The sequence below is a fragment of the Rubrimonas sp. genome, from assembly GCF_036788415.1.
In the GTDB taxonomy this organism is placed as follows: Bacteria; Pseudomonadota; Alphaproteobacteria; order Rhodobacterales; family Rhodobacteraceae; genus Rubrimonas.
The window spans coordinates 1-14,161 of sequence record NZ_DAIQNN010000074.1; the positions used below are offsets into that span (position 1 = coordinate 1).

Here is a 14,161-nt window from a genome sequence, read left to right on the forward strand (position 1 = left end):
GCAGCAATGGCGGGTAGGAGTGGGGGTAGTGCTCGACCTGAAGAATATTTTTGTTTATAATCAGCTATCTACGTGGAAACTTGGCGGAGGGAGAGAGATTCGAACTCGTGTTGATGCGCCAGAAGTAAGGGCAGCAACCCGCAAGGTTGGCTCTCGGCATGACCGACGCCGGACATTACCGAACGCATTGCCTGAGACAGCGGCATCTCTACGGCTGCGCGATGGCGACCGGCGAGCCAATGGCTTCTGTTATGTGATCCAAGCATAGTCGCCGCCATCTGACGCCGAAATAAGCTTCGAAGCGGAGAGGAGTGGTCGATCACCCTCGCGCCATGGCAAGCTGCCGCCAGAGAGCCACCGGAAAGTCCGGAGCCGATGATCGAACCCGTCGCCCGCCTCCGCATCACGCTGCAGGACGTCGAGCCGGCCATCTGGCGTCGCGTCGACGCGCCGACCTCGACGACGCTCGCAGCGCTTCACGGAATCCTCCAGACAGCGATGCGCTGGCAGGACGCTCATTTGTTCGAGTTCGTCGTCGGCGACCGCCTCTACGGCGAGCCTCACCTGCGAGACGGCATGTCCGTGCGGAAGGTCCATCAGGCGCGGAGCGTCCGTCTGCAGCAGCTGATCGACCGCGGGGTCGACCGGTTTCTCTACGTCTACGACTTCGGCGACGACTGGCGGCACGACGTCGTGGTGGAGGGCGTCCGCGAGGGCGACGCCGACGTCGACTATCCGGCCTTCGTCGACGGCGCCCGCCGTGCGCCGCCCGAGGACGTCGGCGGCCCGCCCGGCTACGCCGACTTCCTCGCCGCGGTCACCAGGCCCCGCCACCGCGAGCACAAGCGAATGCTTACCTGGTATGGTGGGCCCTACGATCCCGACGACATGGACGAGCACGACATCCGGCGCGGCCTCGCCGCCATCGCCGACCGCCGCCGTGGCCCGCTGATGAGCCATCGGACTGGCGTACGGCCGGCGACCGGGGGGAACAGCTCGTGACGGCGTCGACCTGCTGCAGGATACGTGGCGCGATGGCTTGTAAGCCCGCACAGAAACGCCCAGAAACCGCGGAACACATCAGCAACCGAGACGATTTCTGTCGGCACTATCACAAATAAATACATATACTTAAACGATTATTCCTGCCCTCCGAAGGCAGAGGCCAGGGGTTCGAATCCCTTCGGGTGCGCCAAATATCACAGACTTAGCGGATTTTCGGAGAAGCGCGCAGGGCGCGAGATACCACATAGATACCAGAACAGCGCAGCCCGTTCCGAATCCCGCAGAGCGAGAAAACAATAGCCCGTCTCCGGTTGCGCCGCGGCGCCGTTCCGCTGCGATTGGAACCGGAAGCCCGCCAGAGGCGCCCTTCACCATCGCCATCGTAGCGGGCGTGCTCTTCTCGCCGCGCTCGGCGTTCTGGCGAACGGGGCGCCGCAGAAGCGTGCGTCGCCGAGCCGCCTTCTCGGCCCACCCCGCGCCCCTTGCGCCGGGTCCGTCGCGCTGGACCCCTCGCCCGCCGCCGCCAGCCCCGCCGATCGCCCGCCAGCCGCCATCCGGTCGCGCATCGCGCGCGCGATCGAGAGCTTCCGGCGTGGCGCTTTCGGGGAGCCCGCAAGGCTTTAATCCGTCCGCCGCCCATCGCCGCGCGACCGGCGCGACCGATGCTGAAGCACCCCGATCAGGCGGAGGAGACGCCGCTTCCGAGCGTCTCGGCGACAGCCTCGGCTGCGACCCGGGCGATGCGTTCGGCCTCGTCCTCGGTCAGGCAGAAGGGCGGCGCGAAGCCGATGATGTCGCCCTGCGGCATCGCCCGTGCGATCACGCCCCGGCGCAGCATCGCCGCCGCGATCGCCGGGCCGACCTTGCGCGCGGGGTCGAAAAGGCGCCGAGCAGCGCGGTCCTCGACGAATTCGACGGCGCAGAGCAGCCCCACGCCGCGAACCTCGCCGACATTGGGATGCCCGCCGAGCGCCGAACGCAACGCGCCGAGCAGCACCGGGCCGACGCGGCGCACATTGGCGATCAGGTCCAGTTCGTCCAGCAGCCGCAGATTGGCGACGCCCGCCGCCGCGGCGACCGGGTGGGCCGAATAGGTCCAGCCATGCCCGATCGCGCCGTTCTCGTCGGTTCCCCGCTCCAGCGCCGACCAGATGCGTTCAGAGACGATCGATCCGGACAACGGCGCATAGGCCGAGGTCAGCCCCTTGGCGATGGTGATGATGTCGGGCCTCATGCCGTAGAACTCCGACCCCCACATCGCGCCGAGCCGTCCGAAACCAGTCACCACCTCGTCGGCGATCAGCAGCACGTCGTATTTGGCGAGCACCGCCTGGATCGTCGCCCAATAGCCCTGCGGCGGCGGAACCAGCCCGCCCGTTCCCAGCGCCGGCTCGGCGATGAAGGCCGCGACGGTGTCCGGTCCTTCCCGCAGGATCAGGGCCTCCAGTTCGGCAGCGCAGAAGGCCGAGAAATCCTCTTCGCTCATATCGGGGTCGGCGCGGCGGAAGTAGTATGGCGCCTCGGTGTGCAGCACCTGCGCGAACGGCAGGTCGAACTTGCGGTGGAAAAGGTCCAGCCCGGTCAGCGAGCCGGTCATCAGCCCCGAGCCGTGATAGCCCCGCCAGCGCGAGACGATCTTCTTCTTCTCGGGGCGGCCGAGGATGTTGTTCATGTACCAGATCAGCTTGACGTTGGTCTCGTTGGCGTCCGAGCCCGACAGGCCGAAATAGACCTTGCTCATCCCCGCAGGCGCGCGGTCGAGGATCATTTTCGCGAGCGTGATAGACGCCTCCGAGCCGTGGCCGACATAGGCGTGGTAATAGGCCAGCTCCCGCGCCTGCGCCGCGATCGCCTCGGCGATCTCCTGACGCCCATAGCCGACATTGACGCAGTAGAGCCCGGCGAAGGCGTCGAGAAAGCGGGTCCCGTCGCGGTCCTCGATCTCGCAGCCCTGCGCAGTGCGGATGATGCGCGAGGGCGTCTCGCCGCGCGCGTGCTGGGCGAGATGGGTCGAGGGGTGAAAGAACGCCTCGCGGTCCCAGGCGGCGAGCAGGTCGTTGGTCAGCATGGATCGGCTCCTCGGTCCGCCGGGCGCTCAGGCCCAGTCGCGGCAGACGTATTTGACTTCGGTGAAAGCCTCGAGCCCGAGGCGCGAGCCCTCGCGCCCGAGACCGGACTGCTTGAACCCGCCGAACGGGATCGGCGCGCCGGTGACCTTGGTGCGGTTCACCGCGACCATGCCGTAAGCGAGCGCGCGGCTCAGACGGTAGATGCGCCGCGGGTCCTGCGTGTGCAGATAGGCGACGAGTCCGTACTCGCCGGCATTGGCGAGCCGCAGCCCCTCGGCTTCGGTCTCGAACGGCGTCAGGGCGGCGACCGGGCCGAACGTCTCCTCGCGGAAGATGCGCGCCTCGGGCGGCACGTCGGCGAGCACGGTCGGCGCGAGGCAGAGCGGACAGGCCGGATGGAGCGCGCCGCCCGTCAGCACCCGCGCGCCGCGCGCGACCGCGTCCTCGACATGTTCGAGGCATTTGGCGAGGGCGCGCGCGTGCATCAGCGGACCGATGTCGGGGTCGTCGGCGCCCCGACCCACGCTGAGCTGGTCCGCAGCCGCGGCGAAACGGGCGCAGAAGGCGGCGTAGAGCGGGCGCTCGATCAGCATGCGGTTGGCGGCGAGGCAATCCTGCCCCGAGGTGGCGAATTTGGCGGCGATCCCTTCGGCGACGGCGCGTTCGAGCGGCGCGTCGGCGAACACGAGAAACGGCGCATGACCGCCGAGCTCGAGCGTCAGCCGCTTCACCGTGCCGGCGCACTGGGCATAAAGCAGCCGGCCGATCTCGGTCGAGCCGGTGAAGGACAGCGCGCGCACCCTTGCGTCCGCAGTCCAGGGGCCGACGACGGTGGCGGCGTCCCCGGTCAGCACGTTGAAGACGCCCGCCGGCAGCCCCGCGCGCTCGGCCAGCCTCGCCAGCGCCAGCGCCGAGAACGGCGTCTCCGCCGCCGGATGGACCAGCGTCGCGCAGCCCGCCGCCAGCGCGGCGGCCGCCTTGCGGGTGATCATCGCGCAGGGGAAGTTCCAGGGCGTCACCAGCGCGGCGACGCCCACCGGCTCGCGCCAGAGTTCGACTTCGGCGTCGGGCAGATGCGAGGTCACGCTTTCGATGTTGGGCCGGCGCGCCTCCTCGGCGTAGAACTCGACGAAGGAGGCGGCGTAGTCGATCTCGCCCCGCGCCTCAGAGATCGGCTTGCCCTGCTCGGCGGTCATGATGCGGGCGAGGTCCTCGCGCGCCGCGACGATCAGCTCGAACCAGCGGCGCAGCAGGCGCGCGCGCTCCTGTGGCAGGCGCGCCGCCCAGTCCGTCCAGGCGGCCTGCGCGACGCCGATTGCGGCGGCGCTCTCCTCGCCCGACAGCAAAGGGACGGCGCCGAGACGCGCGCCGTCGAACGGGTCGCGCACCTCGATCGTCGCGCCGTCGGCCGCATCGACCCATGCGCCGCCGACGAAGGCCTGCGCGCGCAGCAAGTCCGGGTCCGACAGGTTCTCGAGCGACATCGCGCTCTCCTTCAGGGCTCGTGATTTCGCGACAGCCCTCGCCGGGGCGCGCATCGCGCTGCGACAGTGCTAGCGCAGGACGCCTGGAAGGTGGCTCTGTTCCGCCGCGTCCGCGCAGCGGACGTCCCGGTCAGACCCCCTGTCGCGTAGAAAGATCTTCCGCAGCCCGCCTGCGGCCCTCAGAGCGCGTCGTCGCGCAGCTCGACCGGCGGCGGTGCGTTCTTGACGTCCTTGGTCACGAAATAGGTCCAGTAGCGATGCACGCCGACGCCCGCGCCCAGCATCGCTTCGAGCAGGATCTGGTAGGCCTCCACGTCGGCGGCGGCGATCTTGAGCACATAGTCGATGCCGCCGCCGACCGCGAAGCACTCGAAGATTTCGGGCACGCTGTCCACGAAGGCTTCGAACCGTTCGAAATCCTCGGTGCGATGGCTCTCGAGTTCCACTGTTACGAAGGCGTAGGTGCGGGGGTCGAACTGCTGGAAGGCGATGCGCGCGCCGTAGCCTGCGATGATCCCGGCCTCCTCCAACCGCTGCAGCCGCGCCCAGCAGGGCGTCGCGGACAGGTTCACCCGGCGCGCCAGCTCGGATTTGGTGATCCGGCCTTCGCGTTGAAGGATCGCCAGAATCTTGAGATCCCGGTCGTCGAGCCTGACGCCCTGCGGCGGCGTCCGTCTGTCGATGCGCGCTCCCATGGTCCGGCAGATCATCCCAACAGCCCCGCCGGAGCGTAATGCAGCGGAACCCGCGGGTCCAATCCCGCAATGCTGCGCCGCCGCGCTCATTTCACCAGCACGCATGTCACGGGCGACAATCCGCCGACCTTGTGGGAGACCGAGCCGAGCAGGAATCCGCTGACGTCTCCAGCGCCGCGCGCGCCGACCACGATGGCGTCGGCCTCCTTCTTGCGCGCGAAGTCGACGATCTCGCGCGCGGTGGGGCCGCGCAGGATGAAGGCCTCGACGGGGATCGCCTCGTCGACCTGATCGCGCGCGCGGGCGATCACGTCGCGCGCATACGCCTTCATCGCCGCTTCCGCCGACTCCGCCGCGCTGCCGCGTGTCGAGCGCACCATCGACACCGACGCCTCGAGCGGGCTGTGATGGCGGTAGACGCAGACCAGCATCAGCATGCCCTCGAAACGCCGCGCCAGTTCGGTCGCCGTGTCGACCGCGCGCAGCGACTGCTCCGATCCGTCGACGCCGACCACGATGCGCCGGAACATCTCCCCTCCCCCCTTCTTTCCTACCGGAATGCGAGGTCGCGCAGGAACAGCGCGATCTGCGGAAAGGCGATCAGCGCGGCGCTGACGGCGAACAGCATCGCGATGAAGGGCGGCGTGCCGCGCACGACGTCGACATAAGGCCGCTTGAAGATCGCGATGGCCGTGAAGATGTCGCAGCCGAATGGCGGCGTCGCCGACCCGATGGCGACCTGCAAGGTGATGATCACCCCGACCAGCACCGGGTCGATCCCCGCCTGCTCGACCAGCGGCGCGAAGATCGGGGTCAGCACGAGGATCACCACGATCGGATCGACGAACATGCAGCCGATGAAGAAGGCGATGGAGATCGCGATCAGCACCGTCACCGCGCCGGCCCCGTCGAGACCGACCGCGGCGATCACCTGCTGCGGGATCTGCGCGAAGGAGATCGCCCAGGAGAACGCCGCCCCGGCGCCCACGAGGATGAACACCACCGCCGTGATCAGCCCGGTCGACTTCGCAACCTCGACCAGATCGGGGAGCTTCAGCGAGCGGAAGATCACGAACTCCAGCAGCAGCGCATAGGCGACGCAGACCGACGCCGCCTCGGTCGGACTGAAGATCCCGCCATAGATGCCGCCGACCACGATCAGCGGAAACCCCAGAGGCCAAAGCGCCCCGCGCAGGGCCTGAAACCACGACGCCCAACTCGCCCGCGGCGCGACGGGAATGTCGTGGCGCACCGCGTAGATGTAGCAGTAGATCGAGAACAGCAGCAGGATCAGAAGCCCCGGCCCGACCCCGGCGATGAACAGCTCCGAGATCGACGCGCCCGAGATCACGCCATAGACGATCATCGCGATGGAGGGCGGGATCAGCATGGCGATGTCCGACGCGTTCACGATCAGCGCCAGCGCGAAACTGTCCTTGTAGCCCGCGTCGAGCAGCTTGGGCCGCAGCGGCCCGCCGATGGCCACCACCGTCGCCTGCGTCGAGCCCGAAACCGCGCCGAACAGCGCGCAACTCGCCGCCGTGGTCACGCCCAGCCCGCCGCGCACATGCCCGAAGGAGCGCATCACGAGGTCGATCAGCCGGTCGGCGGAGTGGCCCTTGGTGATGATGTCGGCGGCGAGGATGAACATCGGCACGGCGACCAGCGCCGAAGGGCGGATGCCGGCGATCATCTGCTGAACCATGATCTCGGGCGGCACCGGCAGGAAGGCGAAAAAGGCGATGAACGCCCCGGCGATCAGCGGGATCATCATCGGGAATCCGAGCAGAAGCAGCGCGACCATCGCGCCCAGCATAAGGCCGGTCATCGCGCGCGCCCTCCCCGGCCCGCCGCGCCGCGGCGCTCAGACCTGCGTAGGTTCGTCGTCATAGCTGTCCACCACATGCGTGCTGAGCCACACGCCGGGTTGCGTCGCGTTGACCACCGCCGTCAGCAGATACTGCACGCCGGTGATCGCGAAGCCGACCGGCGTCCAGACGAGCGGCCACCAGATCGGGATGCCCAGCGCCGGCGCGATCCGCCCCGTCCGGGCCACGCCGGAGACATAGACGTAGGCGTACCAGGCGAGCACGAACATCGCCGCCGCCGTGCCGAGGCAGATCAGGATCATCAGCCATTTGCGCGGCCGGTCCGCCAGCGCGTCGTAGAAGGCGGTCATGCGGATGTGCCGGCCCTGCCGGGCGGCGTAGCCGATGCCGAAAAAGGTGATCAGCACCACCAGGAACTGGTTCACCTCGCCGGCGAAGAAGATGCTCTCGCCGAGGACGAACCGGCCGACGACATTGGCGATGGAGATCGCCGCCATCGCCAGCACGCCGAGGACGAGCACCACAGCCTCCAGCCGGGCGATGGCGCCGTCGAGCAACGCGAGCGGCGCGAGCCAGCTTCTGCGTCGACCCGCGCCGCCGAGACTGTCGTCGTTCATCGCCTGTCCGCCCATCCGCCACGGAGGGAGACGGCCCGCGCGCGCGGGCCGCGAGAAGGCCGCCGAAGGGCCCGGTCGCGCTCAGTCGCGCTGGGTCGGTCGCGCTCAGTCGCCGACCCGCTCCCGAGACGCAGCGACGTCCTGGGCGAAGCCGTCGAGAATCTTGCTGCCGGCCTCGCCGACCATCTCGACATAGGTCGCCCGGACGTCTTCGGCGGCGGCGCGGAACGGAGCGCGCTGCTCGTCGGTCAGGACGGTGACGTTCATGTCGGGCTTGGCCTTGAGGATCATGTCCTCCGCCCGCTGGGTCAGGCCTTCCTGATACTCCATGATATGCTCGAACGCCGCCTGCGTCGCCGCATCGACGACCGCCCTGTCCTCCTCGGACAGCCCGTCGAGGAAGGCCGAGTTCGCGACGACCGCAGTCGTGTAGACGTTGTGCCCGGCATAGGTGATGTGATCGGTGACCTCGTACATCTTCGTCGACTCGACGAAGAACATCGGGTTCTCCTGCCCCTGGATCATGTTGAGCTGCAGCGAGCTGAACACCTCGCCCCAGGGCAGCGGCGTCGGGGTGGCGCCGAAGGCGCGGTAGGTCTCGACCAGCAGCGGCGAGGTCATGACGCGGAACTTCACCCCGTCCAGATCAGCCGGGCTGGCGACGGGTTCTTTGGTGGTCATCACCACTTCGCCCTCGGGGTACATCACGACCAGCGACAGGCCCTGATCCTCGTAGCGGGCCGCGAGATCCTGGTAGATCGTCGGCGAGGTCGCGAAGAAGTCGGCGAGCACCGGGCCTTCCTCGGGCAGCGTATAGGGCAGCAGGAACACGTTGAGCTCGGGGATCTCCGAGCCCATGAAGCCGGGCGAGGCGTTGGCGAACTGCACCGCGCCGAGCTGGGTGAGCTCTGTCACATCCGCCGACTCGCCCAGCGAGCCGTAGGGAAAGATCGCCACGGTGTGATCGGAATTCGCCTCGACATGCTCCTTGAAGCGGGTGGCGAAGACGCCCTGCACCTCGTTCAGCTGCTCCTCGAGAGCGAACTTCCATTCCGCCGCCGAGGCGGCCCCGGCGGCCAGAAGCGCGACCGCCGCCGCACCGGACAGAAGGCTCGAAATCGTCTTCATCTGCATGATCTCCCTGTTGTCGCGCCTGCGCGCACCTGTTGACCAAGCATCGCGCCTGCGCATGGGCGAGGTCGAGCGGCGGAACTTCCGTTTTCGGACCGTCGCGCAGACGAAAATTCGCGAGGCGGGCCAAACACGGAAATTCCTGCTGTCTGCGCATCATTGCATCACGGATGGTTTCGTCGGCATCGTGATTGTCTGGAAAAGCGGGTGATGGGCGCGCGATGCAGATTCGTCTTGTCGATGTGCGCGAGTTCGGCGCCGGCGCCTTCGATGATCGGCCCTTCACCCGCCGCGTCGGCGTTCTGGCGCTGGACAGCGATCTGACCATGGAGGCCGATCTGGCGCGGATGGCCGGCGGCGGCATGGCGATCCATGTCGCGCGTCTGCCCTATGGCGGCCCGACGACCCCCGACACGCTCGCCGCGATGGCCCCGCGGATCGCGCAGGCGGCGCGCCTGCTGCCGCCCGACGAGCCGCTCGACGCCATCGCCTACGCCTGCACCTCGGCGAGCGCGGTGATCGGCGAGGCGGCCGTCGCGCGGGCGGTCGCCGAGGGGCGGGGGATCGCCGGGGAACCGGTGGTCACGCCGCTGACGGCGGCGCGCGCGGGTCTGCGCGCGCTCGGCGCGCGGCGGATCGCGCTGCTGGCGCCCTATCTGCCCGAGGCGACCCGCCCGGTGCTCGACCAGCTGTCGCGCGACGGCTTCGAGATCGTCGCCGCCACCTGTCTCGGCCTCGCAGACGACCGGCGCATGGCCCGTCTGTCGGTCGGCGCGATCGCCGAAGCCGCCCTGCGCGCCACGCCAAGGGAGGCGGAGGCGCTGTTCATCTCTTGCACCGCCCTGCGCGCGAGCTTCGCCGCCAGCGCGATCGAAACCCGCCTTGGCCGCCCCGTCGTCGCGTCCAATCAGGCGCTCGGCTGGGCGCTGTGCCGTCTGGCGGGGGTCGAGCCGAGCGCCGAAGGCGCCGGCGCCCTGCCCCGGCTCGCCCTGCCCGACGACGCCTTCGAGGCAGCGGCGTGAGCGTGCGCTTCTCGGACATCCTCGCGGCGCGCCGCCGCATCGCGCCGCATCTGCGCCGCACGCCGATGGAGCGCTCGGAGGCGCTGTCGGCGCGGCTCGGCGCCGACATCCGCCTCAAGCTCGAACACCGCCAGATCACCGGCTCGTTCAAGTTGCGCGGCGCGACCAACGCGGTGCTCAGCCTCGGCGTCGAAACCGGTTGCGTCGCCGTCTCGACCGGCAATCATGGCCGCGCCGTCGCCTGGGCCGCCCGCGAACGCGGCCTGCGCGCGGTCATCTGCATCTCCCGGCTGGCGCCGCAGGTGAAGGTGGAGGGCGTCCGGGCCTGCGGCGGCGACGCGCGCATCGTCGGCGACAGCCAGGACGAAGCGCAGATCGAAGCCGACCGGCTCGCCCATGAGGAAGGACTGATCGAAATCCCGCCTTTCGACCATCCTGCGGTGATCGCCGGCCAGGGAACCTGCGGGCTGGAGATCGCCGAGGACGCGCCGGACCTCGGGACCGTGCTCGTCCCGCTCTCGGGCGGCGGGCTGATCGCGGGAGTCGCGCGCGCTGTCAAGACCGCGCTTCCCGGCGCGCGGGTCGTGGGGATCAGCATGGAGCGCGGCGCGGCGATGGCCGAGAGCCTGAAGGCGGGGCGACCGGCGGAGGTGCGCGAGGAGCGCAGCCTCGCCGACAGTCTCGGGGGCGGTATCGGCCTCGGCAATCGCTGGAGCTTCGACATGGTCCGCGAACTGGTCGACGAGGTCGTCCTGCTGACCGAGGCCGAGATCGCCGAAGGGGTCCGCTGGGCCTATGCGCAGGAGCGCGAAGTGATCGAGGGCGGCGCGGCGGTGTCGATCGGCGCGCTGCTCGCAGGCAAGGTCGCGCCGCACGGACCCACCATCTGCCTGCTCACCGGGCGCAACATCGACATGGACGCGCATCGCCGCGTCCTCGACGGCGCGGAGGGCTGAAGCCATGCCGACCATCCGCATCGCCACCGAAGCCGAGCTGCGCGCCGCCGTCCCGCTCGACCGCGCCGCCGTCGCCTGCGTCGCCGACGCCTTCCGGGCGCTGGCCGAGGGCCGGGTCCGCATGCCGCCGATCCTGCGCCTCGACATTCCCGAGGCGCGCGGCGAAGTGGACGTCAAGACGGCGCATATCGCCGGAGTCCTCTCATTCGCGATCAAGATCAGCCCCGGCTTTTTCGACAATCCCGCGCTCGGCCTGCCCAGCGTGAACGGGCTGATGACGCTGTTCAGCGCGGAGACCGGGCTGCTGGAAGCGGTGCTGCTCGACAACGGCTATCTCACCGACATCCGCACGGCGGCGGCGGGCGCCGTCGCCGCCGACGCGCTCGCCCGCCCCGATGCGACGCGCGCCGCCATCATCGGGGCCGGCGCGCAGGCGGCCCTTCAGCTCGAAGCGCTGACGCTGGTGCGCCCGATCGCTGCGGCGACGCTCTGGGCGCGCGACCCGGCGAAGGCCGCCGCCGCCGCGCGCGCCCTCTCGGACCGGCTCGCGATCCCGGTCGCCGCCGCGCCAAGCGTCGAAAGCGCGGTCGCCGGGGCCGACATCGTCGTGACGACGACCCCCGCAGAGGCGCCGATCGTGAAGTCCGCGCATCTGCGCCCCGGCCAGCACGTCACCGCGATGGGATCGGACGCCGAGCACAAGACCGAGATCGACCCGCAGGCGCTCGCCCGCGCCGACCTGCTCTACGTCGCCGACAGCCTCGCCCAGACCCGCCGCCTCGGCGAGTTGAACCATGCGGTCGCGGCGGGGCTGGTCGGGGCGGACGCGGCGTTCCCCGAACTCGGCGCCGTGCTGACCGGCGCGGCGCCCGGTCGAACCGATCCCGCGCAGATCACGCTGTGCGACCTCACCGGCACGGGCGCGCAGGACACAGCGATTGCGACGTTCGCGCTGCGCCGCCTCGCCGCCGCGGGGGCCGGCGCGCCTTTCGAGACCTGACCCGCCCACGCCAACCCCTCAGACCGGAAACACCAGCCAATGTCCGCCCCGCGCTTCACCCAAGAGGAATACGACGCCCGCCTCGCCAAGACCCGCGCCGCGATGGAGCGCGCCGGGATCGAGTTGCTGATCGTCTCGGATCCGTCGAACATGCACTGGCTGACCGGCTATGACGGCTGGTCCTTCTACGTCCATCAGGCGGTGATCGTTCCGCCCGACGGCGCGCCTCTGTGGTTCGGTCGCAAGCAGGACGCAGCCGGCGCGCGCTGGACGGTGTGGATGGAGGACGCGCGCATCCTCGGCTATCCCGACCACTACGTCATGTCGACCGAGCGCCACCCGATGGACCTGCTGGCGCAGATGCTCGCCGATCGCGGCTGGGGCGGCCTGCGCGCCGGCGTCGAGATGGACAATTACTATTTCTCCGCCGCCGCCTTCGCGGCCCTGCAACGCGGCCTGCCCAACGCGCGTTTCAGCGACGCCACGGCGCTGGTCAACTGGCAGCGCGCCGTCAAGTCGCCGCGCGAGTTGGAGTACATGCGCGAGGCGGCGCGCATCGTCGAGGCGATGCACGTCCGCATTCGCGACCTCGCCGAGCCGGGGCTGCGCAAATGCGACCTCGTCGCCGAGATCCTCGCCACGGGGACGCGCGGCGTGGACGGCGCGGGTGGCGACTACGCGGCCATCGTGCCGCTGTTGCCTTCGGGGGCGGAGGCCTCCGCCCCGCATCTGACCTGGGACGACCGCCCCCTGCGCGCGGGCGAGGCGACCTTCTTCGAGATCGCGGGGTGCCGGCTGCGCTATCACTGCCCCTTGTCGCGCACGATCTTTCTCGGCGAGCCGCCGCAGCACATTCTCGACGCCGAGAAGGCCGTGCTCGACGGCATGGAGGCGGGGCTGGAGGCGGCCAGGGCGGGCAACACCTGCGAGGACGTCGCCGAGGCGTTCTTCGCCGTGCTGCGCCGCAACGGCATCGAGAAGGACAACCGCACCGGCTATCCCATCGGCCTGAGCTATCCGCCCGACTGGGGCGAGCGCACGATGAGCCTGCGTCCCGGCGACCGCACGGTGCTCGAAGCCGGGATGACCTTCCATTTCATGACGGGGCTGTGGATGGCCGACGCCGCAGAGCCGTGGGGGCTCGAGATCACCGAGAGCATCGCCATCGGCGAGACCGGCCCTGAATGTCTGGCCGACGTGCCGCGCGCGCTGGTGGTCAAGCGATGACCGACAGCCTCGTCCAGCACCCCAGCGCCGTCCGCGCGACGGTCGATTTCAACGAGCCCGGCGTCCGGCACGGCCATCTCCGCCTGCCATGGAGCCGCAACGACAGCGCCTGGGGCAATCTGATGATCCCGCTGACGGTGATCGTCGGCGCGCCGGGGCCGACGGCGCTCGTCACCGGCGGCAATCACGGCGACGAATACGAGGGGCCGCTCGCGATCCTCGATCTCGCGCGCCGGCTGGAGCCTTCGGCGCTGACCGGGCGGCTGATCCTGCTGCCCTTCATGAACCACCCCGCGGTGAAGGCGGGAGCGCGCGTCTCGCCCATCGACGGCGTCAACATGAACCGCTGCTTTCCCGGCGCGCCCGAAGGCACGATCACGCATCAGATCGCCGATTACGTCTTCCGCGCGCTGACGCCGATGGCCTCGCTGGTGCTCGACTTCCACTCCGGCGGCAAGACGCTGGATTTCCTGCCGCTCGCCGCCTCGCATCTGCTCCCCGACAAGGGGCTGGAGGCGCGCTGCGCCGCCGCGGCGGACGCCTTCAACGCGCCCTACACCATGCGGATGCTCGAACTCGACCCGACCGGCCTGTTCGACACGGCGGTCGAGGGAACCGGCTGCACCTTCGTCACCACCGAGTTGCGCGGCGGCGGCACGGCGACCGCCGAGAGCGTTGGCATGGCGCGGCGAGGCCTGCGCAACGTGCTGATCCATGCCGGGATGCTGGAGGGGGAGATCGAGATGCGGCCTTCGGTGCGTCTCGATATGCCGAGCCTCGACTGCTACGCCTTCGCGCAGGAGGCGGGGATGCTCGAGGCGACGGTCGATCTTGGCGGAACTGTCGCGCGGGGTCAGGTGATCGCAAGGGTCTGGCGGCTCGACCGGACCGGCGCAGCCCCCGAGGATGTGCGCTCGGGCATGGACGGCGTGATCGCCGCCCGCCACTTCCCGGGGCTTGTGCAGCCCGGGGACGCCGTGGCGGTCGTCGCGACAGTGGTCTGAGAACGGTCCCGCCCCGCGGAACCCGCGCGACCCGCGCGCCGGGGGTCGTTCGGGACGGGCTTGCGAACCGGTCCGCGGCGCCGCGCCGCGCTCCGGCGTCGCAGGCGCGACACATCCCTGCG

The 14,161-nt window shown here is 69.8% G+C and carries 15 protein-coding genes and 1 tRNA gene; 9 read left to right on the plus strand and 7 right to left on the minus strand.

Translation table 11 applies throughout. The features are described from left to right. From V7Q31_RS14110 to V7Q31_RS14120, 3 genes are all read left to right on the plus strand, one after another. Positions 1–268 (plus strand): hypothetical protein (locus tag V7Q31_RS14110; RefSeq protein ID WP_333834502.1); only part of this gene is annotated, 268 nt, incomplete at its 5' end. Between the two features lie 107 nt (positions 269–375). Then, positions 376–1,002, plus strand: coding sequence for a plasmid pRiA4b ORF-3 family protein (locus V7Q31_RS14115; RefSeq protein ID WP_333834503.1), 627 nt, complete (start codon positions 376–378; stop codon positions 1,000–1,002). 81 nt (positions 1,003–1,083) lie between these two features. Then, a tRNA-Ser gene (locus V7Q31_RS14120) sits at positions 1,084–1,195 on the plus strand. Between the two features lie 489 nt (positions 1,196–1,684). Here the strand turns inward: V7Q31_RS14120 and V7Q31_RS14125 are convergent. From V7Q31_RS14125 to dctP, 7 genes are all read right to left on the minus strand, one after another. Next, positions 1,685–3,073: an aminotransferase gene (locus V7Q31_RS14125; RefSeq protein WP_333834504.1), complete on the minus strand. Its 1,389-nt coding sequence runs from the start codon at positions 3,071–3,073 to the stop codon at positions 1,685–1,687. A gap of 27 nt (positions 3,074–3,100) precedes the next feature. Then, positions 3,101–4,573: an NAD-dependent succinate-semialdehyde dehydrogenase gene (locus V7Q31_RS14130; protein ID WP_333834516.1), complete on the minus strand. Its 1,473-nt coding sequence runs from the start codon at positions 4,571–4,573 to the stop codon at positions 3,101–3,103. Positions 4,574–4,737: 164 nt separating this feature from the next. Further along, positions 4,738–5,268, minus strand: coding sequence for an Lrp/AsnC family transcriptional regulator (locus V7Q31_RS14135; protein WP_333834505.1), 531 nt, complete (start codon positions 5,266–5,268; stop codon positions 4,738–4,740). 71 nt (positions 5,269–5,339) lie between these two features. Beyond that, positions 5,340–5,783: a universal stress protein gene (locus V7Q31_RS14140; RefSeq protein ID WP_333834506.1), complete on the minus strand. Its 444-nt coding sequence runs from the start codon at positions 5,781–5,783 to the stop codon at positions 5,340–5,342. A 20-nt stretch (positions 5,784–5,803) separates the two neighbouring features. Next, positions 5,804–7,081 (minus strand): TRAP transporter large permease, encoded by a 1,278-nt coding sequence (locus V7Q31_RS14145; RefSeq protein WP_333834507.1) that lies wholly within the window; start codon positions 7,079–7,081, stop codon positions 5,804–5,806. A 36-nt stretch (positions 7,082–7,117) separates the two neighbouring features. Further along, positions 7,118–7,699: a TRAP transporter small permease gene (locus tag V7Q31_RS14150; RefSeq protein WP_333834508.1), complete on the minus strand. Its 582-nt coding sequence runs from the start codon at positions 7,697–7,699 to the stop codon at positions 7,118–7,120. A 105-nt stretch (positions 7,700–7,804) separates the two neighbouring features. After that, positions 7,805–8,827: a TRAP transporter substrate-binding protein DctP gene (gene dctP, locus V7Q31_RS14155; protein ID WP_333834509.1), complete on the minus strand. Its 1,023-nt coding sequence runs from the start codon at positions 8,825–8,827 to the stop codon at positions 7,805–7,807. Positions 8,828–8,831: 4 nt separating this feature from the next. On the opposite strand from dctP, the gene V7Q31_RS14160 reads away from it, so the two are divergent. Genes V7Q31_RS14160 through doeB form a run of 6 tightly spaced genes read left to right on the plus strand, consistent with a single transcriptional unit; the run spans position 8,832 to position 14,039 of the window. Then, on the plus strand, positions 8,832–9,041 hold the full coding sequence (locus V7Q31_RS14160; protein WP_333834510.1) for a hypothetical protein: 210 nt from the start codon (positions 8,832–8,834) through the stop codon (positions 9,039–9,041). A 10-nt stretch (positions 9,042–9,051) separates the two neighbouring features. Next, entirely contained in the window at positions 9,052–9,852 is an 801-nt protein-coding gene (locus V7Q31_RS14165; RefSeq protein ID WP_333834511.1) for an ectoine utilization protein EutA, read from the plus strand. Next, positions 9,849–10,808 carry a hydroxyectoine utilization dehydratase EutB gene (eutB, locus tag V7Q31_RS14170; RefSeq protein ID WP_333834512.1) on the plus strand — a complete coding sequence of 320 codons (960 nt, stop codon included), beginning with the start codon at positions 9,849–9,851 and terminating at the stop codon, positions 10,806–10,808. The genes V7Q31_RS14165 and eutB overlap by 4 nt, the downstream gene beginning before the upstream one ends. Positions 10,809–10,812: 4 nt before the next feature. Next, entirely contained in the window at positions 10,813–11,808 is a 996-nt protein-coding gene (locus V7Q31_RS14175; RefSeq protein WP_333834513.1) for a cyclodeaminase, read from the plus strand. Positions 11,809–11,847: 39 nt separating this feature from the next. After that, on the plus strand, positions 11,848–13,035 hold the full coding sequence (gene doeA / locus V7Q31_RS14180) for an ectoine hydrolase DoeA (RefSeq protein ID WP_333834514.1): 1,188 nt from the start codon (positions 11,848–11,850) through the stop codon (positions 13,033–13,035). After that, positions 13,032–14,039, plus strand: a complete 1,008-nt coding sequence (doeB, locus tag V7Q31_RS14185; protein ID WP_333834515.1) for a N(2)-acetyl-L-2,4-diaminobutanoate deacetylase DoeB — start codon at positions 13,032–13,034, stop codon at positions 14,037–14,039. Before doeA ends, doeB begins: the two co-directional genes overlap by 4 nt. Positions 14,040–14,161 lie beyond the last annotated feature (122 nt).

Excerpts from the sequence above, each read along its gene's own strand:
- V7Q31_RS14160 (WP_333834510.1), top strand. The coding sequence starts at position 8,832 with ATGATCTCCCTGTTGTCGCGCCTGCGCGCACCTGTTGACCAAGCATCG.
- V7Q31_RS14150 (WP_333834508.1), bottom strand. The coding sequence starts at position 7,699 with ATGAACGACGACAGTCTCGGCGGCGCGGGTCGACGCAGAAGCTGGCTC.
- doeA (WP_333834514.1), top strand. The coding sequence starts at position 11,848 with ATGTCCGCCCCGCGCTTCACCCAAGAGGAATACGACGCCCGCCTCGCC.
- V7Q31_RS14175 (WP_333834513.1), top strand. The coding sequence starts at position 10,813 with ATGCCGACCATCCGCATCGCCACCGAAGCCGAGCTGCGCGCCGCCGTC.
- dctP (WP_333834509.1), bottom strand. The coding sequence starts at position 8,827 with ATGAAGACGATTTCGAGCCTTCTGTCCGGTGCGGCGGCGGTCGCGCTT.
- V7Q31_RS14145 (WP_333834507.1), bottom strand. The coding sequence starts at position 7,081 with ATGACCGGCCTTATGCTGGGCGCGATGGTCGCGCTGCTTCTGCTCGGA.
- V7Q31_RS14135 (WP_333834505.1), bottom strand. The coding sequence starts at position 5,268 with ATGATCTGCCGGACCATGGGAGCGCGCATCGACAGACGGACGCCGCCG.
- V7Q31_RS14140 (WP_333834506.1), bottom strand. The coding sequence starts at position 5,783 with ATGTTCCGGCGCATCGTGGTCGGCGTCGACGGATCGGAGCAGTCGCTG.
- doeB (WP_333834515.1), top strand. The coding sequence starts at position 13,032 with ATGACCGACAGCCTCGTCCAGCACCCCAGCGCCGTCCGCGCGACGGTC.
- V7Q31_RS14115 (WP_333834503.1), top strand. The coding sequence starts at position 376 with ATGATCGAACCCGTCGCCCGCCTCCGCATCACGCTGCAGGACGTCGAG.
- V7Q31_RS14165 (WP_333834511.1), top strand. The coding sequence starts at position 9,052 with ATGCAGATTCGTCTTGTCGATGTGCGCGAGTTCGGCGCCGGCGCCTTC.
- V7Q31_RS14125 (WP_333834504.1), bottom strand. The coding sequence starts at position 3,073 with ATGCTGACCAACGACCTGCTCGCCGCCTGGGACCGCGAGGCGTTCTTT.